The 21,801-nt window shown below is 55.1% G+C and carries 20 protein-coding genes and 2 pseudogenes; 12 read left to right on the top strand and 10 right to left on the bottom strand.

Annotated elements, in window-relative coordinates; translation table 11 throughout:
• Positions 1–1,050 (top strand): malonyl-CoA decarboxylase (locus tag JCM12308_RS26650; protein ID WP_054785678.1); only part of this gene is annotated, 1,050 nt, incomplete at its 5' end.
• Here JCM12308_RS26650 and JCM12308_RS26655 read toward each other — a convergent pair.
• From JCM12308_RS26655 to JCM12308_RS26695, 10 genes are all read right to left on the bottom strand, one after another.
• Positions 1,047–2,585 (bottom strand): FGGY-family carbohydrate kinase, encoded by a 1,539-nt coding sequence (locus JCM12308_RS26655; protein WP_054785679.1) that lies wholly within the window; start codon positions 2,583–2,585, stop codon positions 1,047–1,049. The two genes, JCM12308_RS26650 and JCM12308_RS26655, sit on opposite strands and share 4 nt — an antisense overlap.
• The gene (locus JCM12308_RS26660; RefSeq protein ID WP_054785680.1) at positions 2,582–4,240 is read right to left on the bottom strand and encodes a glycerol-3-phosphate dehydrogenase/oxidase; all 1,659 of its coding nucleotides are present in this window, start codon (positions 4,238–4,240) and stop codon (positions 2,582–2,584) included. Before JCM12308_RS26660 ends, JCM12308_RS26655 begins: the two co-directional genes overlap by 4 nt.
• A gap of 24 nt (positions 4,241–4,264) precedes the next feature.
• Positions 4,265–5,593 (bottom strand): FAD-binding oxidoreductase, encoded by a 1,329-nt coding sequence (locus JCM12308_RS26665; protein ID WP_208978967.1) that lies wholly within the window; start codon positions 5,591–5,593, stop codon positions 4,265–4,267.
• Positions 5,554–5,889 carry a hypothetical protein gene (locus tag JCM12308_RS31125; protein ID WP_208978968.1) on the bottom strand — a complete coding sequence of 112 codons (336 nt, stop codon included), beginning with the start codon at positions 5,887–5,889 and terminating at the stop codon, positions 5,554–5,556. The genes JCM12308_RS26665 and JCM12308_RS31125 overlap by 40 nt, the downstream gene beginning before the upstream one ends.
• Before the next feature lie 115 nt (positions 5,890–6,004).
• Positions 6,005–7,297 (bottom strand): nicotinate phosphoribosyltransferase, encoded by a 1,293-nt coding sequence (gene pncB / locus JCM12308_RS26670; RefSeq protein ID WP_054785681.1) that lies wholly within the window; start codon positions 7,295–7,297, stop codon positions 6,005–6,007.
• Positions 7,294–7,920 (bottom strand): bifunctional nicotinamidase/pyrazinamidase, encoded by a 627-nt coding sequence (gene pncA, locus JCM12308_RS26675; protein ID WP_054785682.1) that lies wholly within the window; start codon positions 7,918–7,920, stop codon positions 7,294–7,296. The genes pncB and pncA overlap by 4 nt, the downstream gene beginning before the upstream one ends.
• Positions 7,921–8,154: 234 nt before the next feature.
• Entirely contained in the window at positions 8,155–9,213 is a 1,059-nt protein-coding gene (locus JCM12308_RS26680; protein WP_054785683.1) for a YeeE/YedE family protein, read from the bottom strand.
• Positions 9,214–9,249: 36 nt separating this feature from the next.
• Positions 9,250–9,603, bottom strand: coding sequence for an ArsR/SmtB family transcription factor (locus JCM12308_RS26685; RefSeq protein ID WP_037038028.1), 354 nt, complete (start codon positions 9,601–9,603; stop codon positions 9,250–9,252).
• Positions 9,604–9,749: 146 nt separating this feature from the next.
• The gene (locus JCM12308_RS26690; RefSeq protein WP_008552111.1) at positions 9,750–10,256 is read right to left on the bottom strand and encodes a GlcG/HbpS family heme-binding protein; all 507 of its coding nucleotides are present in this window, start codon (positions 10,254–10,256) and stop codon (positions 9,750–9,752) included.
• Positions 10,257–10,320: 64 nt separating this feature from the next.
• A complete protein-coding gene (locus JCM12308_RS26695) occupies positions 10,321–10,680 on the bottom strand; it encodes a thioredoxin domain-containing protein (protein ID WP_244272039.1) in 360 nt (119 codons plus the stop codon).
• Positions 10,681–10,758: 78 nt separating this feature from the next.
• Here JCM12308_RS26695 and JCM12308_RS26700 point away from each other — a divergent pair, with 78 nt between their 5' ends.
• The 11 genes and pseudogenes from JCM12308_RS26700 to JCM12308_RS26750 all read left to right on the top strand — a co-directional run bounded on the left by JCM12308_RS26700 (position 10,759) and on the right by JCM12308_RS26750 (position 20,751).
• Positions 10,759–11,496, top strand: coding sequence for a cytochrome c biogenesis CcdA family protein (locus tag JCM12308_RS26700; RefSeq protein WP_174519226.1), 738 nt, complete (start codon positions 10,759–10,761; stop codon positions 11,494–11,496).
• A 61-nt stretch (positions 11,497–11,557) separates the two neighbouring features.
• Positions 11,558–12,130, top strand: a complete 573-nt coding sequence (locus tag JCM12308_RS26705; RefSeq protein WP_008552260.1) for a SoxW family protein — start codon at positions 11,558–11,560, stop codon at positions 12,128–12,130.
• A 128-nt stretch (positions 12,131–12,258) separates the two neighbouring features.
• A complete protein-coding gene (gene soxX, locus JCM12308_RS26710; protein WP_008552156.1) occupies positions 12,259–12,717 on the top strand; it encodes a sulfur oxidation c-type cytochrome SoxX in 459 nt (152 codons plus the stop codon).
• Between the two features lie 132 nt (positions 12,718–12,849).
• The gene (gene soxY, locus JCM12308_RS26715) at positions 12,850–13,284 is read left to right on the top strand and encodes a thiosulfate oxidation carrier protein SoxY (protein ID WP_014284148.1); all 435 of its coding nucleotides are present in this window, start codon (positions 12,850–12,852) and stop codon (positions 13,282–13,284) included.
• A gap of 24 nt (positions 13,285–13,308) precedes the next feature.
• Positions 13,309–13,637, top strand: a pseudogene (soxZ, locus tag JCM12308_RS26720) (thiosulfate oxidation carrier complex protein SoxZ).
• Between the two features lie 27 nt (positions 13,638–13,664).
• Positions 13,665–14,507: a sulfur oxidation c-type cytochrome SoxA gene (gene soxA / locus JCM12308_RS26725; protein WP_008552264.1), complete on the top strand. Its 843-nt coding sequence runs from the start codon at positions 13,665–13,667 to the stop codon at positions 14,505–14,507.
• Between the two features lie 84 nt (positions 14,508–14,591).
• Positions 14,592–16,274 carry a thiosulfohydrolase SoxB gene (soxB, locus tag JCM12308_RS26730; RefSeq protein WP_054785684.1) on the top strand — a complete coding sequence of 561 codons (1,683 nt, stop codon included), beginning with the start codon at positions 14,592–14,594 and terminating at the stop codon, positions 16,272–16,274.
• A 39-nt stretch (positions 16,275–16,313) separates the two neighbouring features.
• Positions 16,314–17,579 (top strand): sulfite dehydrogenase, encoded by a 1,266-nt coding sequence (gene soxC, locus JCM12308_RS26735; RefSeq protein ID WP_083417017.1) that lies wholly within the window; start codon positions 16,314–16,316, stop codon positions 17,577–17,579.
• Entirely contained in the window at positions 17,563–18,624 is a 1,062-nt protein-coding gene (locus JCM12308_RS31985; protein WP_054785685.1) for a c-type cytochrome, read from the top strand. Before soxC ends, JCM12308_RS31985 begins: the two co-directional genes overlap by 17 nt.
• Complete coding sequence (locus JCM12308_RS26745; protein WP_208609027.1) at positions 18,621–19,433, top strand: c-type cytochrome; 813 nt, start codon at positions 18,621–18,623, stop codon at positions 19,431–19,433. The genes JCM12308_RS31985 and JCM12308_RS26745 overlap by 4 nt, the downstream gene beginning before the upstream one ends.
• A 56-nt stretch (positions 19,434–19,489) precedes the next feature.
• Positions 19,490–20,751 (top strand): annotated as a pseudogene (locus tag JCM12308_RS26750) (FCSD flavin-binding domain-containing protein).
• Positions 20,752–21,801 lie beyond the last annotated feature (1,050 nt).

A 21,801-nucleotide genomic window follows, 5' to 3' on the forward strand; every position in this document is an offset into this window, starting at 1 on the left:
GAGATGGATATAGATCCAGACCAGCTGGAAAACGTTGTTTCCTCTTATAAAACAGAGCGGACGGAAGCGAACTACCGCAAGCTGGTGGAGGCTGCGGAGCCGAAGAGGCAGGAGCTGGCGCGGCGTCTTAATCAGGTGCCCGGAGCGACTCATCAGCTGGTGCATATGCGCAAGGATCTGCTCGGTTTCATGAAAGACAAGCCGAATCTAGCCCGCACGGACGTGGACTTCCGGCACCTGTTTAACTCGTGGTTCAACCGGGGTTTTCTGGTGTTGCGGCCCATCAGTTGGGATAGCCCAGCGCAGATTTTGGAGAAGATCATCGCCTATGAGGCCGTGCATGCCATTGATAGTTGGGATGATTTACGCCGCCGCCTGCAGCCGGAAGACCGGCGCTGCTTTGCGTTCTTCCATCCTTCCCTCCCAGATGAACCGCTGATCTTTGTGGAAGTGGCGCTGACCAAGGGCGTCCCCTCCTCCATTCAGGGCGTGCTGGCTGAGGAGCGGGATATTGTGCCGGTTGATGAAGTGGATACGGCGGTCTTCTACTCAATCTCTAACTGTCAGAGCGGACTGGCGGGCGTTTCCTTTGGTAACTCCTTGATTAAGCAAGTGGTTCAGGATCTTTCGCGGGAGCTGAGCCAGTTGAAGACGTTTGTCACACTGTCGCCTCTGCCGACCTTCTGTAAGTGGGCCAAAGAGCAGGAGATCGACATTCCGCAGGACGATGCAGCCCTGAAGGAGCTCGCGGCCTACTACCTTCTTGAAGGCAAGCGCAGAGGGGATATGCCTTATGACCCAGTGGCGCGGTTCCACCTTTACAACGGTGCGCTGGTGCATGATGTACATGTTGGTGCGGACACCTCCGAGAATGGCAAGAAGCAGTCGGCGGGTGTGATGGTGAACTATCTGTATGACCTACAAAAGATCTCGCAGAACCACGAAGTCTTTGCGAATAAAAAGGAAATCGTGGCATCCAAGCGAGTTCAGGCACTGGCAAAAGCTGGTGTGGTGCCGGCATCCTCCCAACCGAAGAGCGACGTTGCCTAACCGGTGATCCGCCGGAGAGCTTTGTTCAGAGGAGCCAGTCTGCGCGGCATGGGTAGGTAGACCTCCTCGAACAGTTGTTTGTAGAGCTCAACTGTTTTCGGGTCTGGCTCAAACACCTCGTTCTGGCGCGTCATGGCTTGCATGGCCTGCGTGAAATCCGGATGAATGCCTGCACCGACGCTGGCTGCGATGGCGGCGCCCAAACCTGCGGTCTCAAAAGTGTGCGGGCGTTCTGTTGGCAGGCCGAAGATGTCAGCGGTGATCTGCATGATGGCGTCGGACTGGGAGCCGCCGCCGGAGACGCGTAAGACCTTGATCTTCTGTCCACTTTTGCGCTCGATCCGCTTCAGACCGCGGCGCAGTTCCAGCGTAATGCCCTCAATGATGGCACGGTAGATGTGACCTCTGGTGTGAACGTCTCCAAAGCCGATGATGGCGCCTTTCACGGGTGTGGAGCGACCATTATCGCGGCCCCATTTGGGCAGCAGGGTCAGACCGTGCGACCCGGGTGGTGTGCTGTTGAGCAGGTCGTCGAAGAAGACTTCCACCGGGCTGCCGATCTCACGGGCTTTTTCCTGTTCCGGGTGGCCAAACTCTTCCTTGAACCAGTTGACCATCCAGTAGCCGAGGATGACTGAGGCTTCGGGTGTAAACATACGAGGGATGCCGCCTGCATAGGCTGGTAACGGGCGCTCGACCTCGAAGTATTTCCTGGAGTGAATGGTTGCTGTTGCACGGGTGCCGTAGCTGAGGCAGCCGACGGAGGCGTCCACGGCACCGCAGCCAACAACTTCGCAGGCTTTGTCAGCAGCGGCTGAGATGACGGGTAGTCCTTCTGGCATGCCGGTGTGCTGAGCGGCTTCTTCGCTGACGTAGCCGATTGGTTTTCCGGGCTCGATCAGCTCTGGTAACTGACTGCGTTTGAAGGCAAAAAGCTTCCAGAGGAAGTGGTTGGCATTGGCCCATTGCTGCTTTTTGTAGTCGAATGGGATGTAACCAACCTGCGCACCGGTGGAGTCGCGAAACAGGTCTGTCAGCTTGTAGTTGAGATAGCCGGAAACCTGCAGGAACTTGTAGGTCTTCTTCCAGATTCCGGGCTGGTTCACCGCAATCCAGTTGACCTCACATTCGCTGCGTACGCTCTTGATGGAGCGGGACAGGCCAGCGACGCCAAAGATGGTCTTCCAGAGCCATGGGAGCGGCTTTTGCTGGTCCTCGATGCGTTCGTCCATCCACGTGATGGCAGGGCGCAGAGGGATGCCGCGTTCATCGACAGCAATCTGAGTGCCGCGTTGTGTGGTCACGCTCATGGCTTTAACGGCGGCGGGGTCTGCTCCTCTGTCCCACAGCTCACGGCAGCAGCGGCCCAACAGCTCCCACAGGATGACCGGGTCGATCTCCGACCAGCCGGGATTATCGCTTCGGTAGTCCGTGATCGGTTTTTGCACTTTGGAGATCAACGTGCCATCCGGTGCAAAGAGCAAGGCGCGGATGCTTTGGCTGCCGCAATCGATGGCGAGGAGTGTTTCCGTCATCCTGCCACCACCTCATGCACCGCTTCCAGCTGCTGTGGTGCCTGTGTCGATGGCAAGCTGTAGTGATCCCGCCAAATTTGCTGGTATCGCGACCACTCATTCTGCCATTTGTCCATGGACCACCCCAGTTTATCTCTCAGCCGCGTTTCCAGCTCTTGTGCCAGTGCGGCTCCGCCCTGTTCCAACACTAAGCCAATTCGCGTGCGGCGCAAAAGGAGATCGTCCAAATGCACGACTTCTTCATGCATTATCGCCCACTCCAGCTCTGCCCATAGGCGGTTGCTGCCACAAATGAGAGAGAAATCTGCCTTGGGCGTTGTTGCGATAAGTGCAGGCAAATCAGAGCCATAGTAGCCTTTGAGCCGGTTCAGCTCTGCTTCTGGTAAATCAGCAAAGACGGCATCGTCAATGGGCTCCTCTTCAGAAGTGAACACATAGTCGCTCGCGGCTGAGGTGCCCGGTGCATTGAGGTATTCTGCACAAGCTTCCAGCACCTGTCCCGCCATCACACGGAAGGTGGTGAGCTTTCCGCCTGTCACGGTGATGGTGCCGTTGTCATCCCAAACAACATGATCACGCTTGGCCTTGGAAGGGTGCAGTTCTTTCGGGTCGACACCTTCATTGCCCACGATGGGCCGGACACCGGACCACGTGGAGATGATGTCCACCTCTGAGAGCTTGGCACCGGGGAAGTTGTGGTTGGCACCTTTCAGAAGATAGGCGACTTCTTCTGGTGTGATTGCAGCTTCCAGATCAAGGTTTTCTGAGTGGTCCAGATCTGTTGTGCCGATCACGGTACGGCCCTGCCATGGGTAGATGAAGACGCCGCGCTTGTCCTGCGGGTGCAGATAGGTCAGGCATTGGTGCACCGGCATACGCCATGACGGCACAATGATATGGCTACCGCGTAAAGGACGTATACGCTTGTCTTGCCCGAGCTGGGCGCGCAATTCATCTGCCCACACACCAGTTGCGTTGACTACGGTTTTGGTCGAGATGGCAAAGACTTCGCGGGTTTCCTGATCCTGTACCTCAAGGACTTTCGGTTCTTCTCCCTCACTATGGATCATCTTTACAGCGGCGTAGTTGAGCGTGGTCGCTCCGCTTCTTCTGGCATCAGCGAGAACGCGCAGTACAAGGCGGCTGTCGTCTGTGAGAGCATCGGTATATTGGGCCGATCCGAGCAGTCCTTCCTCATTGAGGCCCGGCAGCGCGGCAATGGTCTGGTCGCGGTCCAGATATTTGTGGTCCCGCTTTTTGGCGAAGTAACCGTAGATGTTGAGGAGAACGGAGAAGGCCCGGCGGGTTGGAAACTGCTTTTCACGGAAGGGAAAGAGGTAGCTCATTGGCTCAATGAGACCCGGTGCTTCCTTCAGCAGTTTTTCGCGCTCACGCACGGATTCACGCGCTAGCCTGAACTCTCCCTGAGACAGATATCGAAGGCCGCCATGAACCATTTTGGAGGAACGGCTGGAGGTGCCCCATGCATAATCCTTCTGTTCCAGAAGCAGTACATCAAGGCCAGCTCTGGCAGCCATCAACGCAACACCGGCACCGGTGATGCCGCCGCCGACGACCACCATGTCCCAAGGCTTGCCACGCTCTGTCACAGATGCCAGCTTTTCCTGCCGGCTCACTTGCCTCATATTCCCCATTGCTCCCTCCTCTTGTTTTGAGAGCTACGCAGGTTCGGTGCTGCTTGCCATTTCTGAAGCGATCAGAACACCCGGATTCATGCGCTGATCCGGATCGAAGTTCTTGCTCAGGGCCTTAAGAGCGCTCATGCCCAACTCGCCTTTTTCTGCTGGCAGATATGGTGCATGGTCACGGCCTACGCCGTGCTGGTGACTGATGGTTCCCCCATGAGCTACCACAGTTTCTGAAGCCACTTTCTTGATGATCTTCCAGCGCTCCAATGTCTCTTCATAGGTGCTGGCAACCGGAAACAGATAGGTGGTGTAAGCGCTGGAGCCCTGCGGGTAGACGTGAGACAGGTGCGTGAAGGCAAACACAGGAATGCCCTGCTTTTTCAATGCACTGGTGACTTTCTGCTCAATCACGTTGATGTACGGGCGCAAGGCTGACCAATCCATGGCAGTCTCGAAGGTATCAACACCAACGCCATGCTCCCACAGTGGGTGGCGCAGGTATGGGCCTTTGAAGCGACCTTCCTTCCATTTGTCACCCAGCATCTTTGAGAGGATGCGCTTTGCCCCATGCTGTTTGAGATAAATAGTCGCAAGCTTTTGGTTGGCGGCAACCTGCTTCTTTGAGCCTGTCAGGCCAAAGGTGAGCATGCACTTCTGATCTGTCAGGCCCTTCAGTTTAAAAAGCATGTTGAGCTTGGAGAGCTTCTTTTCCGGCACAGCCAGTTTCAGGCTGACGTCGGTTTCCGTGGCATTGCTCAGGCGCATCATGGAGAGCGGAATGCGGCCTTGCGTGATTGCCTGAATGGCAGCCACTCCGCTTTCCCAATCCGGCATGAAAACCGTATAGAACTGCTCCGTCTCAGCCAGAGGCGTGACGCGCAATTTTACTTCCGTGAGGATGCCAAGAGTGCCTTCTGAGCCGAGAACCATTTCTCGCAGGTCAGGACCAGCTGAGGAGGCCGGTAGGCTTGGGATTTCCAGCGTGCCTTTCGGGGTTTCCAGTGAGCCGCCAGCAAAGAGCTGCTCGATACGCCCGTAGCGTAGGGATTGCTGGCCGGAGGAGCGTGTGACCACCCAACCACCAGCAGTGGAGAGCTCAAAGCTCTGTGGGAAGTGGCCGAGGGTGTAACCGATGGCCGCCAGTTGCGCTTCCAGATCTGGTCCACGCACGCCTGCCCCGAAGGTGGCGATCTGGCTTTCCCTATCGAAGTCCAGCAGGCGGTTCATGCGGGTGAGCGCTACGGTGATCTGTGGCTTCTCACTGACGGGACATGCCAGATGGCCTGCAACAGAGGTTCCACCACCATAGGGAACGAGGATCACATCCTGTTCCGCCGCCCATACCATGAGGTCACGCACCTGTTGAGAGGTTTCAGGGAATGCCACTGCGTCTGGGATGTTTTCAAACGCACCGCTGCGCATTTGCAGCCAGTCAGGAAAACTCTGGCCTGCTGCGTGTCTGATGCGGGTTTCAGAAGACGTGTCCAGTAAGGATGATCTGGCGCACGAGAAGGAGGAACGCGTTCCAGTGCCTCTTGCAGGCTGGCATCCGGTAGAGGCTTGGTTTCGCCTAAAAGCTCTGCAATCAAGGCTTTAGCAAAATCTGCCAGCTCCGCCTGGTGCGTGTCATCGCCCCAACCGTTCCATCTTCTCATCTTTGTCGCTCCCCCACACGTATAAACTGTGCTGCGTGACGCATGCTACACAGAGTTTACGCATAGGGAAACTATGCAATTGGATTATTTTAAGCGCCGCCTAATACAGGTGGGATCAGACAAGGACCTTCTGGCGTTTTTGCTCTCCCACCCCGAAAACACGCTTGTAGCGTTCGATTTCTTCCCGTGGACCCATGGCCTTGTTGGGGTTATCGGAGAGTTTCACCGTTGGTTTGCCATTCACTGAGACGGCTTTACAAACAAGAGAGAACGGTGCCAAGGCATCGTCAGGCACAAGGCCGCGGAAGTCGTTGGTGAGCATCGTGCCCCAACCGAAGCTGCAACGCACGCGTCCGTGGAACTTACGCTGCAAGTGAGCGATCATGTCTTCATCGAGACCATCAGAGAAGATCACGCGCTTTCTGGTTGGGTCTTCGCCGCAAGCTTCCCACCATTTGATGGCTGCTTCTGCGCCTTTGACGGGATCGCCGCTGTCGATACGAATGCCAGTCCAGGAGGATAGCCAGCTTGGCGCGCGCTCAAGGAAACCTTCTGTGCCATAGGTATCCGGCAGGATGATGCGGAGGTTGCCGTCGTGCTCTTCCTGCCAGTCTTTGAGGACCTGAAACGGCGCTTCGGCCAGTTCTTCGTCGGTTTCTGCCAGTGCGGAATAGACCATTGGCAGCTCGTGGGCATTGGTGCCGATGGCTTCCACTTCGCGGCGCATGGCGATCAGGCAGTTGGAAGTGCCGACAAACTTCTTGCCGAGGCCTTCCATCATAGCCTGCACGCACCAGTCCTGCCACAGGAAGGAGTGGCGGCGGCGCGTACCGAAGTCTGCCAGAGACAGATCGTCGATCTTGCGCAGGCACTCGACCTTTTCCCAGAGCTTGGTCATGGCGCGGGCATAGAGAACCTGCAGCTCGAACCGGCCCATGTTTTTCAGCACAGCACGGGAGCGTAGCTCCATGAGGACGGCCAGAGCCGGAACTTCCCAGAGCATGACAGCAGGCCAGTCGCCTTCGAACGTCAGCTCGTACTGGTCGTCTTTGACTTCCAGATGGTAAGGCGGCAGGCGGAGGTTTTCGAACCACTCCACGAACTCGGCGCGGAACATAGAGCGCTTGCCGTAGAACATGTTACCGCGCAGCCATGTGCTCTCGCCACGAGACAGGGAGAGCGTGCGGATGTGATCCAGCTGATCGCGGAGTTCCTTCTCATCAATGAGCTTTGCCAGCGGGATGTGCTGCGCACGGTTGATGAGGCTGAAGGTGACCTGTGTGTTCGGCTTGTTCAGAAACACCGACTGCGCCATGAGCAGCTTGTAAAAATCGGTGTCGATCAGAGAACGAACAATCGGGTCGATCTTCCAATTGTGATTATAAACGCGGGAGGCAATATCGATCATTGTGCAACCATCTCGCCGGAAAACTTGACGCCGTGGCTTTGCATTTCGTCCATGGCCTCTTTGAGGGAACCATTCAGGTCAATCGCTCGGCAGGCATCCAGATGGACGATAACGTTGAAGCCCTGCTTGGCCGCATCCACCGCAGAAAAGCGCACGCAGAAATCGGTGGCCAGACCAACCATATGCAGCGTGTCGACACCGCGCTCGCGCAGGTAGCCGGACAGGCCCGTCGAGGTGGTGTGGTCGTTTTCAAAGAATGCGGAGTAGCTGTCGATGTGCGGGCGGAAGCCTTTGCGGACGACAAGGTCGGCACCATCGGTTTTCAGGTCTTTATGGAACGCAGCGCCCTGAGTGCCCTGCACGCAGTGGCTTGGCCAGAGGACTTGCGGGCCATACGGCATTTCAGTCATTTCGTAGGGCTGTTTGCCCTCGTGATTGTCCGCGAAGGATTTGTGCTTCTGCGGGTGCCAGTCCTGTGTCAGGACTTTAACGGCAAACTCATTTTGCAGCTCATTGACAAGGGGGACGATCTGCTCGCCGTGTTCAACAGCCAGAGCTCCGCCCGAACAGAAATCGTTCTGAATATCAATCATAATCAGAGCTTCGTTGGTCGGTCGTGTCATAGTTGTTTCCTGTAGGCGTTGAGAGGTCCTGTCTAAGTTCGCAAAGCAAAATGCGAGGACGTGTAGATACACCGAAGTGGCCAGCGCGAAATATTGCGATAATCTCCGCCAAACTCAAGCAAAATATGCGGGATTAAGCAGCAACCAGAGGTAAAATCTATAATTTGCGCACTGTGTGTCTTAGCCGCCTTACTTCAAGGGCAGCTTTGTGCACAAGTGGCTGGCGTACCTACGTCAAGATTGCTGTTTCCAGAAGGCAAATTGGAAGCCGACAACTAGTTGGCGTAATCCGATTGCGGCCCCTGCGATGATGGAGAGCATTACGACCGGTGCGCTGACGGCAAGGGTGGAGAAGGCGGAGATGCCCTGCCCGATTGTGCAGCCCAGTGCGACCACACCGCCAGTGCCCATCAGGAACCCGCCGAGGATCTGGCGGCGGAGTTCGCGCGGGTCATCGCAGGCTTCCCATCTGAAGTGGCCTTTGATGAGAGAACCGAGGAACGCGCCGCTGAGGACACCGACGACAGAGCCAACGGCAAAGGACAGGCCGCCGCCGGAGGCTGTCATGAGATACATGAGGGTATCGCCTACCGGGACTGTGAAGGAGTGGCTGGCGACGCGGATTTCCTCAAAGCTTTCCTCAAACAGATAACTGGTTGCGACCCAGCCGAGGAGGATCGCGAAGGCGACGGCCAGAGAGGAAATGATGGCGCGCGGGCTCTTGAGGAACTCTTTACTGCCGATGGCGAACAGGGCAATGGCCCCTGCGATTACAAGAGCTATGGTGAGTTCGGAGAGAGCCAGCTTTTCTGCCAGAACGTGGGCGATGCCAGTGGTGCTGGCTTCTGCAGTTTCGACTGGAAACAGGAGGACACGCAAGTAAGCGGTTGGTCCACCGACGGCCATGGCGGCTGAAATGGCGATGACCAGTGAGAGCACGAAGTAGCGCATATCACCGCCGCCGAGCCGGGCCAAAGCGCCGTAGCCGCAGGAGCCAGCGATGGCCATGCCGTAGCCGAACATCAGGCCACCGACGATGCACGCCAGCGGGTTCCAGCTTTGGGTGAGATAGATGGTTTGGTCCAGTGCGATCAGGCCCTGATCTGCCAGCAGGAATGTGGATGCGATGGAGATGGCAATGGCGAAGGCCCACATGCGCATGCGCAGCCATTCTTTGCCGTAGAGTGCGTCTTCAATTGCGCCAAGTGTGCAAAAGCGGCCCAGACGTGCAGCAAGGCCAAGCAGAACACCACCCGCAAGACCTGCGAGTGCTGCCAGAATATCCTCGGACATTTGATCCCTCCCAAGACCAAAACACCGGAGCTTCAGTTATGACTTGTTGTCGTTGTTTTCTTCGGCGCAGAACAACTCGAAAATCAGGTCCAAGACCCTTTGTGCGCGCTCATCTTTGAGGCTGTAGTAGACTGCCTTTCCGTCCCTTCGGCAATTTACCAGACCGTCCAAGCGTAATCGTGCAAGCTGTTGACTGACCGCAGACTGACGAGACGACAGAAGCTGCTCCAGCTCTGTTACTGACTTTTCGCCGGTAACGAGATGACACAGGATCATCAATCGGCCTTCGTGTGTCAATGCTTTCAGGAAATCAGTTGCATCCTTGGCATGGTTGACCATGCGTTCGATGTCTTCTTCTTTCATCCCACGTTCGATCATGGGTATAGCCATTAAACCAGATCCTGCACAACATTCGGAACGGAATGAGCAAGGTCAGCTATAGTTGAAAAAATTAAAGCTGACCCTGGAGCACACCTATTGAGTGGTGGCATACGCTGAATGCAATCGTTTTTCAACCATTGCACTGCGAATACCTCTTAGAAGTCGAGCAAATCCGAGATTTCCTCTAGGCCACTTTGGGCACATTCTTCATCAATTTTTGGAGAGGGTGCTCCGGAAACACCAATTCCCCCAACGATAGCTCCGGCAGATTCGATCGGAAGACCTCCACCCAGTGCAACGGCGCCTGGAATGTCACGCAAGCCCGCGGAGAGGTTGCCAGCCTTGATCTCTTCCTGAATTTCCAGAGTGGAACCGCGGAAGCTGACTGCTGTCCATGCTTTACCACGCGCTGTGTTGACGGTGTGGACACCAGCGTAGCGGTCGCGAATGGCTGACTGTGTCTGGCCAAAGCGATCAACCACGACTGCAGAGATCTGATAGCCACCCTCACGGCAGGCTTCCATGGTGGCGACTGCAAGCTTCATTGCGATTTCCGGCTTCAAAGATTTGAAGCTGACAAAGGCAGATTCATCTTCTGCCTGCGCAACGCTGAAACCTGCGGACATGACAAGCAAAGCCGCCCCTGTGATGAATGATTTCATGGAGTTCTCCCAACTGAATAGAGCCCCGGAGTGTCCGGGGAAGATAAAATTCTTTTCAATATTGTTATTGAGCTGACTGAAGCATCTGGTTCAGGGCGGGGTAGAAGAAGTCTTCTCCCGGGTAGCCTTCAATCCGCTGGACTTCGGCACCGTCAATCAAAAGAATAAAGGTTGGCGTGAAGCGTGCTTTGCTTTTCAACGACACGCCCTTTGGGAGCGGATCATCGATGTCCATGCGCATCAAAGGGGCCTTTCGCCCCTCCTCTGTTTTGCTATAGGCACCGCCGATTTCATCTTCCCAGCGCTCACACCAAGGACAGATTTCGTCCTCTACCAGCAGCAGTTTTGTGTCTGCGCTGGCTGCCTGAGCACTGCTGAATGTAAGGGCGAGAATGACAAATGAGATCCAACCAAAATTGCTCATGATATCCACGATTGACAATTTAAAATCTATGATATCTAAATATTCTAATAATAGAATGTGTTTTTAGCAAGTGCCCATATGTATCCAGATCTAACTATAATCGCTGCGGGAAGTGCGGGTCTTCTCTCGTTTCTCTCGCCCTGTATTTTGCCCATTGTTCCGTTCTACCTTTGCTACATTGCCGGCATTGGAATGAACGAACTTTCCGGTGATGGGGTTACGCCTGCCATTCAACGACGCGTTGTTTTTACGTCGTTTTTCTTTGCTGCAGGCATCCTTACAATCTTCGTTGGCCTTGGTGCGACGGCGACTGTTTTCGGTCAGCTGCTGCGCGACTGGTTTGATGTGCTGCGGTACATCGCGGCGGCGGTGATCTTTATTTTAGGGCTGCACTTTGTCGGCATCATCCGGCTCAATCTGTTGCTGCGGGAAGCACGATTGGACAGCTCTTCTGCCCCTGCGGGAATCATCGGCGCGTATCTCGTCGGGCTGGCTTTTGCCTTCGGCTGGACCCCGTGTGTTGGTCCTGTTCTGGCAACTATTTTGTTTACTGCCGGTGCCAGTGATGACGTTTCACAGGGCATGTTGCTGCTGTTTGCTTACGGCGTTGGCATGACACTGCCGTTCATTCTGGCGGCTGTGTTTTCAAAACCATTTTTGAGCTTCATGGGCCGTTTTCGGAAGTATCTCGGTGCGATTGAAAAAGGCATGGGCGTTCTTTTGATTGTTTTCGCGGTGTTGATTGGGACGAACACCGTTTCCTGGATTGCAGAGCAAATGATCGAGTATGCGCCAGGACTGACATCTTTAAGCTGAGGCGTACCTGTTTTTGAGGCCCTGCCGGGTCTTGCGGACTGGTACGTTATGGGAGGGATCGATGCTTAAGAAATTTGTGCTTGCTGCTGCGATGGTGTTCGCCAGCATGACTATGAGCTTTGCTGAGGTTGGAGAGGACGGTCTTCACAAACAGCCATGGCTCCGCCTTACTTTTAAAGACCTGAGAGAAGATCTTGCCGCTGCCAATGAGGAAGGCAAACGCATGGTTATTCTCTTTGAGCAACGCGGCTGCATTTACTGCTCGCGTTTGCATGAGAATGTCTTCAGCGACGGGGAGGTTCGCAAGTTCATCGAAGACAACTACTTTGTGGTGCAGATGAACCTGTTTGGCGATGAAGAGGTGACGGACTTCGACGGGGAAGTTCAAACCGAAAAAAACATCGCCCGCAGATGGGGCGTTGTGTTCACCCCGACCTTCCTGTTCCTGCCTGAAGAGGTGGAGGACGGTAAAACCGCAGGCACTGCATCCGTACAGACCATGCCGGGCTCCTTTGGCAAATGGACCACGCTGAACATGCTCCGCTGGGTCAAACAGAAGGGCTATGAGGGCGATGAACATTTTCAAAAATTTCATGCACGTGAATTTTTGAAACAAAAAGCAGCCTCAGAATAGCGTTTTCACTCAATTAGTTAGACTAAGGTTCATATATTAACATATTCAATTATGTGAATTTTAAGTTGAGTGTTTCTACGTACCTGAGTAGCATAAAAATATTGAATCGCTGTAATTGGGAGGGAGCAATGAAGGCGATTGCCAAAACTATAGCGGCTGCAACGCTGCTAATTTCTGGGAGTGCCGTTGCCGGGGTTGTTGCTCCAGGTGACGTTCAATTTGTCGAGGCAGCAGTGCCGGTCTCCTTGACCGGTGTTGCAGGTGATCCAGCCAAAGGACGGGAATGGTTCGCCAATCGCAAGCTGGGCAACTGCCTTGCCTGCCACGCCAATGATGATCTTGCGGAAGAGCAGTTCCACGGAGAGATAGGTCCGTACCTTGAGGGTATCGGAGACACCTATACCGAAGCAGAACTGCGGGCGATTGTTATCAACTCGAAGGAAGTCTTCGGGGACGCGACGATCATGCCTGCCTTCTACAAGACTGATGGTTTGAACCGCGTGGCGAAGAAGTTTGCGGGAAAGACAATTCTTTCAGCCGAACAAGTTGAAGACATCGTCGCTTATCTGGCGACCTTGAAGGAATAGGCAGGATTGCCCTGGGTGTGCTGCGGTCCTGACCGGTCGCGCACCACACTCAAAATTATTGCTCAAGTGTATCGTTTGCCGAACCATTCTTCGCGCTTTCCGGCGATACGCTCCAAGGAGGACTTTTTGAAAATGACTGTTACCAGACGTGAAGCGCTTGGTCTTGCAGTAGGAGGCGCAGCAGCCCTAACGACACTGCGCTTTACCGCGCCAGCTTTCGCAGCAGGCAACGCTGTTGAAGATGCAATTCTGGAGTTCACCGGCGGTGCAACGCCAGGAAGCGGTGACATCACCATTGGTGCACCAGAGATTGCCGAGAACGGAAACACTGTTCCGATTGAAGTCTCTGCGCCGGGTGCTGCCTCCATCATGCTGCTTGCAGCTGGCAACCCAAGCCCGGGTGTTGCGACCTTCCACTTCAGCGCTCTTTCCGGTGCGCAGGAAGCCAAGACCCGTATTCGCCTTGCGAAAACACAGGACATTATCGCTGTTGCAAAGATGCAGGACGGTTCTGCCATCACAACCAAGCGCAGTGTCAAAGTCACCATTGGTGGCTGTGGCGGTTAATCAGAAAGGCATCGGGAAAACAACATGGCAAAGGTTAAACCACGCGTAAAAGTGCCTAAGAAGCAAGCGCCAACGAGGTCGTGACCATCAAGACACTGATCTCGCACCCAATGGAATCCGGTCAGCGCAAGGACAAGAAAACTGGCGAGGCCATTCCACGGAAGATCATCAATAAGTTTGCGGCCACCTTTAATGGCGAGCCAGTGTTCATGGCAAACATTGAGCCATCCGTCTCTGCAAACCCCTACATCGAATTTCAGATGCGGGTACCAGAGTCCGGTTCAGTTCGCTTTGAATGGACTGATGATGATGGCTCCGTCTACGACTTGGAAAAGAAGATCACGGTAGCCTAACGAGCCATTCTTTGGGAGGAGAAGGGTATGAAAAGGACGGTTTCTATACTCGCTGGGGGGCTTCTCTGTGGCGTACTTAGCACAGCTGCACTTGCCGATGACGGACGCGAACTTGTCATCGACGGGGAGACCATAGCAACAACAGCAGTCGCAGCGGATGACCACCCGCTGGACGAGATCATTTCCGGCTGGCGGTTCCGCTCCGCTGAAACTCAGGCGCTGCAGATGGATGACTTTGAAAATCCTGCGTTTGTGGCCATTGAGTATGCAGAGGAGATTTGGGAGACACCTGCCGGAACATCCAACAAGTCTTGCGCGGATTGTCATGGGGATGCAGACAGCTTTGCTGGTTTGCGCACCAAGCTGCCGCGCTGGAATGACGAGATGGGCAAGCCTGCCACGATGGAAATGCTGATCAATGCCTCCATCGAAACGCATCAGGGAGCCGAACCATGGAAATGGGAAAGCGCCGAGATGCTGGCGATGACGGCCATGATCGGGTTGCAATCCCGCGGCATGCCGGTTGCCTTGGAGACCGATGGTCCGATGGCTGATTGGATCAAGAAGGGTGAAGAGCTTTACTACACCCGGGTTGGCCTGCTGAATATGGCTTGTGCCAACTGCCATGAAGACAATTACGGCAACATGATCCGCGCTGACCATCTGAGTCAGGGGCAGATCAACGGCTTCCCGGTGTATCGCCTCAAATGGGGTGGTCTGGGCTCCATTCACCGCCGCTTCAAAGGCTGTATGGATCAGGTGCGTGCTGAACCTTACAAGCGCGGCAGTGATGAGTTTATTGCCCTGGAAGCTTACGTGGCTTCTCGCGGAATGGGACTTTCAGTCGAGACCCCATCCGTTCGTAACTAAGCGATTTTGGAGGTTGCTCATATGTAGCAACCTCCTGATCTAAAACAATTTTCGAAATTCATATAACCTACGGAGGGTGCGGAGATGATCTCGCGCCGTGATTTCTTGCAGGCTGGTGTCGCTGCAGCCGCGATTTTTGGAGCTGGTAATTTTCCAGTTCTGGCCGCGCGTCAGGCCCTGACGCAGAACCAACTTCTGGACTTCAAGACCACCGGCAATGTGACCATCATCCACTTTACGGATTGTCATGCGCAGGTGAAGCCGATCTGGTTCCGCGAGCCCTCCGTGAACATTGGTGTGGGTGCACAGAAGGGATTGCTGCCGCATATCACCGGGCAGGATCTTCTGAATGCGTTCAACTACCAGACCGGCACACCGGAAGCTTATGCGCTGACCTCTGAGGACTTTGTCTCGCTGGCGCGCAGCTATGGCAAGATGGGCGGTCTGGACCGGGTGTCCACCATCGTGAAGGCGATCCGCGCTGAGCGTCCGGATGCGCTGTTTCTGGATGGCGGGGATACCTGGCACGGTTCCATGACGGCGCTGAAGACGGATGGTCAGGACATGGTGAACCTGATGAACGCGCTGAACCCGGATGCGATGACCTCGCACTGGGAGTTCACCTACGGCATTGATCGGGTGAACGAGATCGTTGAAGAGCTGCCCTTCCCATTCCTGGGGGCCAACATCTTTGACAGTGAGTGGGACGAACCGGCATTCGAGCCCTACAAGATTTTCGAGCGTGGCGGGGCCAAGGTTGCCGTGATTGGTCAGGCCTTCCCGTACATGCCGATCGCCAATCCGGGCTGGATGTTCCCGAACCTTTCCTTTGGTATTCGCGAGGCGCGGATTCAGGAGATGGTGGAGGAAGTAAAGCAGGAAGGCGCTGATGTTGTTGTCTTGCTTAGCCACAACGGCTTCGACGTAGACCGCAAGGTGGCGCAGCAGGTTTCCGGCATTGATGTGATCCTGAGTGGTCACACCCATGATGCGGTGCCTGAGCCGGTGAAGGTTGGGAAGACCATGATCATCGCGTCCGGTTCCAACGGCAAGTTTGTCTCCCGTCTGGATCTGGACGTGGACAAGAACGGCATCAAGGACTTCACCTACAAGCTGATCCCGGTGTTCTCCGATGTGATCGATCCGGATCCTGAGATGGCGGCTCTGATTGAGAAGGAGCGGGCACCATTCAAGGAGGAGTTGGAAGAGGTCATCGGCACCACCGATAGCCTGCTTTATCGCCGTGGCAACTTCAACGGCACGTGGGATGATCTGATCTGTCAAGCGCTGATTGAGGAGCGGGATGCGGATATCGCACTGTCTCCGGGCTTCCGCTGGGGTCCATCTCTGCTACCGGGCGACAACATCACCCGCGAAGACATCCACAACGCTACCAGCATGACCTACCCGAACGCGTACCGCACCGAGATGACCGGTCAGTACCTGCATGAAATTCTGGAGGACGTGGCCGACAACCTGTTCAACCCGGACCCGTATTACCAGCAGGGTGGCGACATGGTGCGTGTGGGCGGCATGGGCTACTCCATCGACGTTTCCAAGCCCGTAGGTGAGCGCGTTTCCAACATGACGCTGCTGAAGACCGGCGAGACTATAGACCCTACCAAGACCTATGTGGTTTCGGGCTGGGCCTCTGTTGGAGAGGACACGGAAGGGCCTGAGATCTGGCAGGTGGTTGAAGATTACATCAGCCGCAAAGGCACCATCACAATGGACCCCAACTCTACGGTTCGCGTCACAGGCGTGTGAGGCGAACCCCTTTAGATTTTGAGATGACGAGTAATTGACATGAGTGAAAGACTAAAGTCACCTACCCGCCGAAACCTCCTGAAAGGCGGGGCCTTGCTGAGTGGAGCTGCCTTGACTGGCGCTGCGCTTCCGGCCCGGGCAGATGATCCGGCCATCACCAACCTGCAGCCCTGGATGCAGGAGCTGGGCGATGGTGTGGACGCGATGCCGTATGGCATGCCTTCCAAGTTTGAGGCGCATGTGAAGCGGCGCACCGTGGAATGGCTCACCGCTGATCGCGTCAGCTCCATCAACTTCACCCCGCTGCACGAGCTGGACGGCATTATCACCCCGAATGGCCTGTGCTTTGAACGCCACCACGGCGGGGTGGCACATGTTGATCCGGCACAGCATCGCCTGATGATCAACGGTCTGGTGGACAAAGAACTTGTCTTCACCATGGAAGACATTATGCGCTTCCCGCGTGAGAACCGGGTGTACTTTCTGGAATGCGCCGCCAACTCCGGCATGGAGTGGCGCGGTGCGCAGCTCAATGGCTGTCAGTTTACCCACGGCATGATCCATAACGTGATGTACACCGGCGTTCCTTTGCGGTTGCTGCTGGAAGAAGCCGGGCTGAAGACCAACGCCAAGTGGCTGATGCCGGAAGGCGCGGATGCTTCTGCCATGACCCGCTCTATTCCTTTGCAAAAAGCCCTCGACGACTGTCTGGTCGCCTTCAAGATGAACGGTGAAGCGCTGCGCCCTGAGCAAGGCTATCCGCTGCGTCTGGTGGTTCCGGGTTGGGAAGGCAACATGTGGATCAAGTGGCTGCGCCGCATCGAAGTGGGCGATGAGCCATGGCATCACCGCGAAGAGACTTCCAAGTACACTGATCTGATGGAGAACGGTAAGGCGCGACGGTTTACGTGGGAAATGGACTGTAAGTCCGTCATCACCAACCCAAGCCCGCAGGCCCCTATCCTGCACAAGAGCGGTCACACCATCATCTCTGGTCTGGCGTGGTCCGGACGCGGCACCATTCCACGTGTGGACATCACGCTAGACGGCGGCAAGAACTGGCATGCGGCTAGAATGGATGGTCCAAGCTTCGATAAGTCCATGCACCGCTTCTATTTCGAGTTCGACTGGGATGGAAAGCCACTGCTGCTGCAATCCCGCGCGCACGATTCCACCGGCTACGTACAGCCAACAAAAGATGAACTTCGTGCCGTACGGGGCGAAAACTCCATCTACCACAACAACGGAATCCACACCTGGTACGTTGGCGAAAATGGTGAGGCGGAAAATGTTGAAATTTCTTAGTGTTCTGGCAACAGGAACGCTGTTGCTCACCTCAGCTGCAACAGCCGGTTCCTTCAATCTTGGCCGTGCAGCAACACCTGCTGAAGTGGCGGCTTGGAATATTGACGTGCGTCCTGATGGACAGGGGTTGCCTGCCGGGCGCGGAAACGTGGAGCAAGGCGAAGAGATTTTCGCTGAACGCTGTGCGGTCTGTCACGGTGACTTTGCCGAGGGTGTTGATCGCTGGCCGGTACTTTCTGGCGGTGACGGCACGCTGACCTCTGAGCGGCCAGTTAAAACCATTGGCTCTTACTGGCCTTACCTGTCCACCGTGTTCGATTACGTGAACCGCGCCATGCCGTTTGGCGAAGCGCAATCGCTCAAGCCGGATGAAGTTTACGCCATCACCGCCTTCCTGCTTTATGCCAATGATCTGGTGGAGGATGACTTTGAACTGAGCAAAGAGAACTTCACGTCCGTTCGCCTACCCAACGAAGACGGGTTTTACATGGACGATCGTGAGGAGTCGCCTGTCTTCAAAAAACGCGATGTCTGCATGAAGGACTGTAAAGCGGAGGTGAAAATCACCGCACGGGCTCAGGTTCTGGATGTGACACCGGAAGAAACCAAGGCTGCGGAAGAAGCTGCTGCTGCACCAGAGGCCCCAAAAGCTGAAGAGATAGCCTCAGCAGAGCCAGCACCAGCTGTTGAACCAGCTCCTGCCCCAGAGCCAGTAGCCCTTGATGAGGCGCTCATCAAGAAAGGTGCTAAGGTCTTCAAGAAGTGTCGAGCCTGCCATCAGGTTGGTGAGAAAGCCAAGAACAAGGTCGGGCCGATCCTGAATGACATTATCGGTCAGCAGGCGGCTGTGGTTTCCGGCTTCAAGTATTCCAAGGCACTGAAACAGCTCAATGGGGATGGTCTTGTCTGGTCCGATGAAAATCTGGACGCCTTCCTGACCAAGCCGAAGAAATTTGTGAAAGGAACAAAGATGTCGTTTGCCGGTCTTAAGAAGGAGAAAGACCGCGTTGCGCTCATTGAGTTCCTGAAGAGCCACTCCCAATGAGAGCCACGATACCTGCTCTCTTGAAGCAGTTTGCTATTTCCCCGAGTGTAGCAAACTGCTTCCCACTCTCAGTGCTGCGTGCCCTGCACACAAAAACTCCTGCCAGTTTTCGCAGGTTCGCAGCCTCCAGCCTCGTTGCGCTTGGTTTCCTGTCAGGGGCGATATCTATTGCCTCTGCGCAGGATGTTGCGCGTGGTGAGCGCCTGTTCAACGCCTGCCTGCGCTGTCATGATGTTGGCAAGGATGCCAAGAACCGCATCGGGCCTCATCTGAATGGGGTATTTGACCGCAAGGCTGCCAGCATTGAAGGCGCCAAATACTCCAAAGCCATGAAACGCGCCGGAGCAGATGGCCTGCGCTGGAACATCGACACGCTGAACATTTACATTCAAAATCCGAAGAACCTGGTTTCGGGCACGCGTATGAATTACCGGGGCATGAGAAAAGAGAAGGATCGCTCAGATCTTCTTGCTTACTTGCGCCAGTTCTCCGTCAGCCCGGCTAACATTCCAGAAGCATCTGCCAGCCTTTTGAAACAGGATGCCCCGAGCATTCATGAGGAAGCCTATCTGGACGGCGATGCGGAATATGGCGAGTATCTTTCTTCTGAATGTACCAGTTGCCATCAGTCCAGCGGAGCAGACAAAGGGATCCCTGCTATCACAGGCTGGCCGCAACCGGATTTTGTGATTGCTTTGCGCGCTTATAAGAAAGGACACCGGCCCCATCCCGTTATGCAGATGATCGCCAAGCGGCTCTCAGAGGAGGAGATCGCGGCTCTGGCGGCTTATTTCAAAGGCCTGGATTAGAACACTCGCTCATTTAACAGCGAGTGCTATCGATATTTTTAGGGAGGAATTGACTTATGATTTTGAACCGACGTCGTTTTCTGGGAACAGCAGCTGCCGGTGCAGCGCTCTTGTCCTCCCCTATGGCTTTGGGGCAAAAGCGGCCACGTGTTGTTATTGTTGGCGGCGGAGCCGGCGGGGCAACAGCTGCACGCTATATCGCTAAAGATTCCAAAGGCGCGATTGAGGTGATCCTGATCGAGCCTTCCCGCACCTATTACACCTGCTTCTTCTCCAACCTTGCCATTGGCGGCTTCCAACCCATGTCCAATCTGGCACATTCTTACGGCAAGCTGGCCAGCGAGTATAGCGTGACTGTCGTGCACGATTGGGCGTCTGCTGTTGACCGGGAGAAAAAGGAAGTCCGTCTCGCAGGCGGCGATGCTATTTCCTATGACCGGTTGGTTCTGTCGCCTGGTATCGACTTTATCAAAGATTCCATTGAAGGCTGGGATGTGACTGCGCAGACCAAAATGCCTCACGCCTACAAAGCCGGTACGCAGACCCAGTTGCTGAAGGCCCAGATTGAGGCCATGCCAGAGGGTGGAACCTTCGCCATGGTTGCGCCGCCGAACCCGTACCGCTGCCCTCCCGGCCCTTATGAGCGTATTTCCATGGTCGCTCATGTGCTGAAGCAGCGCAATCCAACTGCCAAGATCCTCATTCTTGATCCAAAAGAGAAGTTCTCCAAGCAGGGTCTGTTTATGGAAGGCTGGGAGACACACTATCCCGGAATGGTCGACTGGCTGACAGACGAGTTCACCGGCGGTGTTCAGCGCGTTGATCCAAACACCATGGAAGTGGTGATGGAGGATGAGACCGTTAAAGCGGATGTGGTGAACGTGATCCCGCCGATGCAGGCTGGCAGCATTGCACAGCAGGCTGGTCTGACCAATGAGAAGTTGGTGCCCGATCGTTCCGGCAACACTGCAAAGCCAGATGGATGAAAACATTCACGTGCTTGGCGATGCCACCCAGAACGGCGACATGCCCAAGTCCGCCTACTCCGCCAACAGTCAAGCCAAAGCTGCTGCCATGGCCATCCGCCATGCCCTCACCAGCTCCCGCGCCTTCAAACCACGCTTCTCCAACACCTGCTGGTCCCTGATCTCTACGGACAACGGCGTGAAAGTGGGTGCAAGCTACGTGGCCACGGACGAAAAAATCGCCAAGGTGGACGGCTTCATCTCCCAAAACAACGAGGACGACGCCCTGCGTAAACAGACTTATGAGGAGAGTTTGTTGGTACGCCGGGATTACCACGGATATGTTTGGGTAACGGGAACGAATGAACTGCGGGGCGCTCTTGAGGGGGCGCCTCGTGATTTCTGACACTACCCCCCCTCTCTTGCACAGTATTGCGCCGGATGTTAACTGGGGTCGGAAACTGCAGCGGCAGCAACTTGAGGGGAGCACTCTAATCGGCACAGCTTGATGCCGGTATCGGGCCTCTCCGTTACACAGGCTGACGACTGTGAGTACATCATAGATGGCAGAGTTCTGGTGGCAGGAGCAAAGGGAATAAGCCTCAGCAGACAGGATCGCCAGTGCCTAGGACTATGAGTGCCACATTCACTAGCTTACATGCCTTCTCAACTGGGCATGTATTCTCACAGACCGACCTTGTCTTTCTGGCAGTTATTCCCGCTATATCCCCTCACAGTTTCAACGGCTCATGAGAACTTGACGGCAAGGTACGGGGATAACTTAAGTCACGGTACAAAACCGTCCGCTAGAACAGACGGTTCATTTACCTGCACGATCCCCATGACCGGCACTCATTCTGAAAACCTGACAGAACTTCTTCTATTGCTCTGGCACACACATTCCCAACCGATCAACGCAGTTGGAACGTAAATCTTTCAAACCAACGCACCTAAGAACGCAAAGCTACATTGATCCTCAAAGAGGTGCATGATGACTGATGCAAGTTCGTTCACGCAACCGATCACAGCCTCACGGGTTACAGCGCGACCGGCACCTGCTCTGTTGCTTCACAGTAACCGAGTCAGCCGTCCTCTTTTGCCTGCGAGTCTCTTTACACCAGCTTCCGACCAGACCGGCTTTTTGATGACGTAACAGCCTCAACCTGGCTCCTACACTGCACACTGCTTCAGCACTACACATGTCTGGTAGGCTCTTTGACCAGTCAAGACAGATATAGTCTTGCCTAAAGGCATCGAATTTTCTGGGTCCGCACCCGTAATACTCCAAGCAGGCACGAGGTAAACACTTCGATCAACATCCTAACTTTTTAGCCCTGAGGGCCTCAGCAAAGGCTTCTCTATCCAGTTCCTCTCTGAGCGCCAACCATCACATCTCTTGCCCC

Origin of the sequence: Pseudovibrio denitrificans JCM 12308, assembly GCF_001310815.1 — a bacterium.
GTDB lineage: Bacteria > Pseudomonadota > Alphaproteobacteria > Rhizobiales > Stappiaceae > Pseudovibrio > Pseudovibrio denitrificans.

Coding starts and splice junctions, on each gene's coding strand:
- JCM12308_RS26655 (WP_054785679.1), bottom strand. CDS start 2,585: ATGACGGAAACACTCCTCGCCATCGATTGCGGCAGCCAAAGCATCCGC.
- JCM12308_RS26660 (WP_054785680.1), bottom strand. CDS start 4,240: ATGGGGAATATGAGGCAAGTGAGCCGGCAGGAAAAGCTGGCATCTGTG.
- JCM12308_RS31125 (WP_208978968.1), bottom strand. CDS start 5,889: ATGAGAAGATGGAACGGTTGGGGCGATGACACGCACCAGGCGGAGCTG.
- pncB (WP_054785681.1), bottom strand. CDS start 7,297: ATGATCGATATTGCCTCCCGCGTTTATAATCACAATTGGAAGATCGAC.
- pncA (WP_054785682.1), bottom strand. CDS start 7,920: ATGACACGACCGACCAACGAAGCTCTGATTATGATTGATATTCAGAAC.
- JCM12308_RS26680 (WP_054785683.1), bottom strand. CDS start 9,213: ATGTCCGAGGATATTCTGGCAGCACTCGCAGGTCTTGCGGGTGGTGTT.
- JCM12308_RS26685 (WP_037038028.1), bottom strand. CDS start 9,603: ATGGCTATACCCATGATCGAACGTGGGATGAAAGAAGAAGACATCGAA.
- JCM12308_RS26690 (WP_008552111.1), bottom strand. CDS start 10,256: ATGAAATCATTCATCACAGGGGCGGCTTTGCTTGTCATGTCCGCAGGT.
- JCM12308_RS26695 (WP_244272039.1), bottom strand. CDS start 10,680: ATGAGCAATTTTGGTTGGATCTCATTTGTCATTCTCGCCCTTACATTC.
- JCM12308_RS26700 (WP_174519226.1), top strand. CDS start 10,759: ATGTATCCAGATCTAACTATAATCGCTGCGGGAAGTGCGGGTCTTCTC.
- JCM12308_RS26705 (WP_008552260.1), top strand. CDS start 11,558: ATGCTTAAGAAATTTGTGCTTGCTGCTGCGATGGTGTTCGCCAGCATG.
- soxX (WP_008552156.1), top strand. CDS start 12,259: ATGAAGGCGATTGCCAAAACTATAGCGGCTGCAACGCTGCTAATTTCT.
- soxY (WP_014284148.1), top strand. CDS start 12,850: ATGACTGTTACCAGACGTGAAGCGCTTGGTCTTGCAGTAGGAGGCGCA.
- soxA (WP_008552264.1), top strand. CDS start 13,665: ATGAAAAGGACGGTTTCTATACTCGCTGGGGGGCTTCTCTGTGGCGTA.
- soxB (WP_054785684.1), top strand. CDS start 14,592: ATGATCTCGCGCCGTGATTTCTTGCAGGCTGGTGTCGCTGCAGCCGCG.
- soxC (WP_083417017.1), top strand. CDS start 16,314: ATGAGTGAAAGACTAAAGTCACCTACCCGCCGAAACCTCCTGAAAGGC.
- JCM12308_RS31985 (WP_054785685.1), top strand. CDS start 17,563: ATGTTGAAATTTCTTAGTGTTCTGGCAACAGGAACGCTGTTGCTCACC.
- JCM12308_RS26745 (WP_208609027.1), top strand. CDS start 18,621: ATGAGAGCCACGATACCTGCTCTCTTGAAGCAGTTTGCTATTTCCCCG.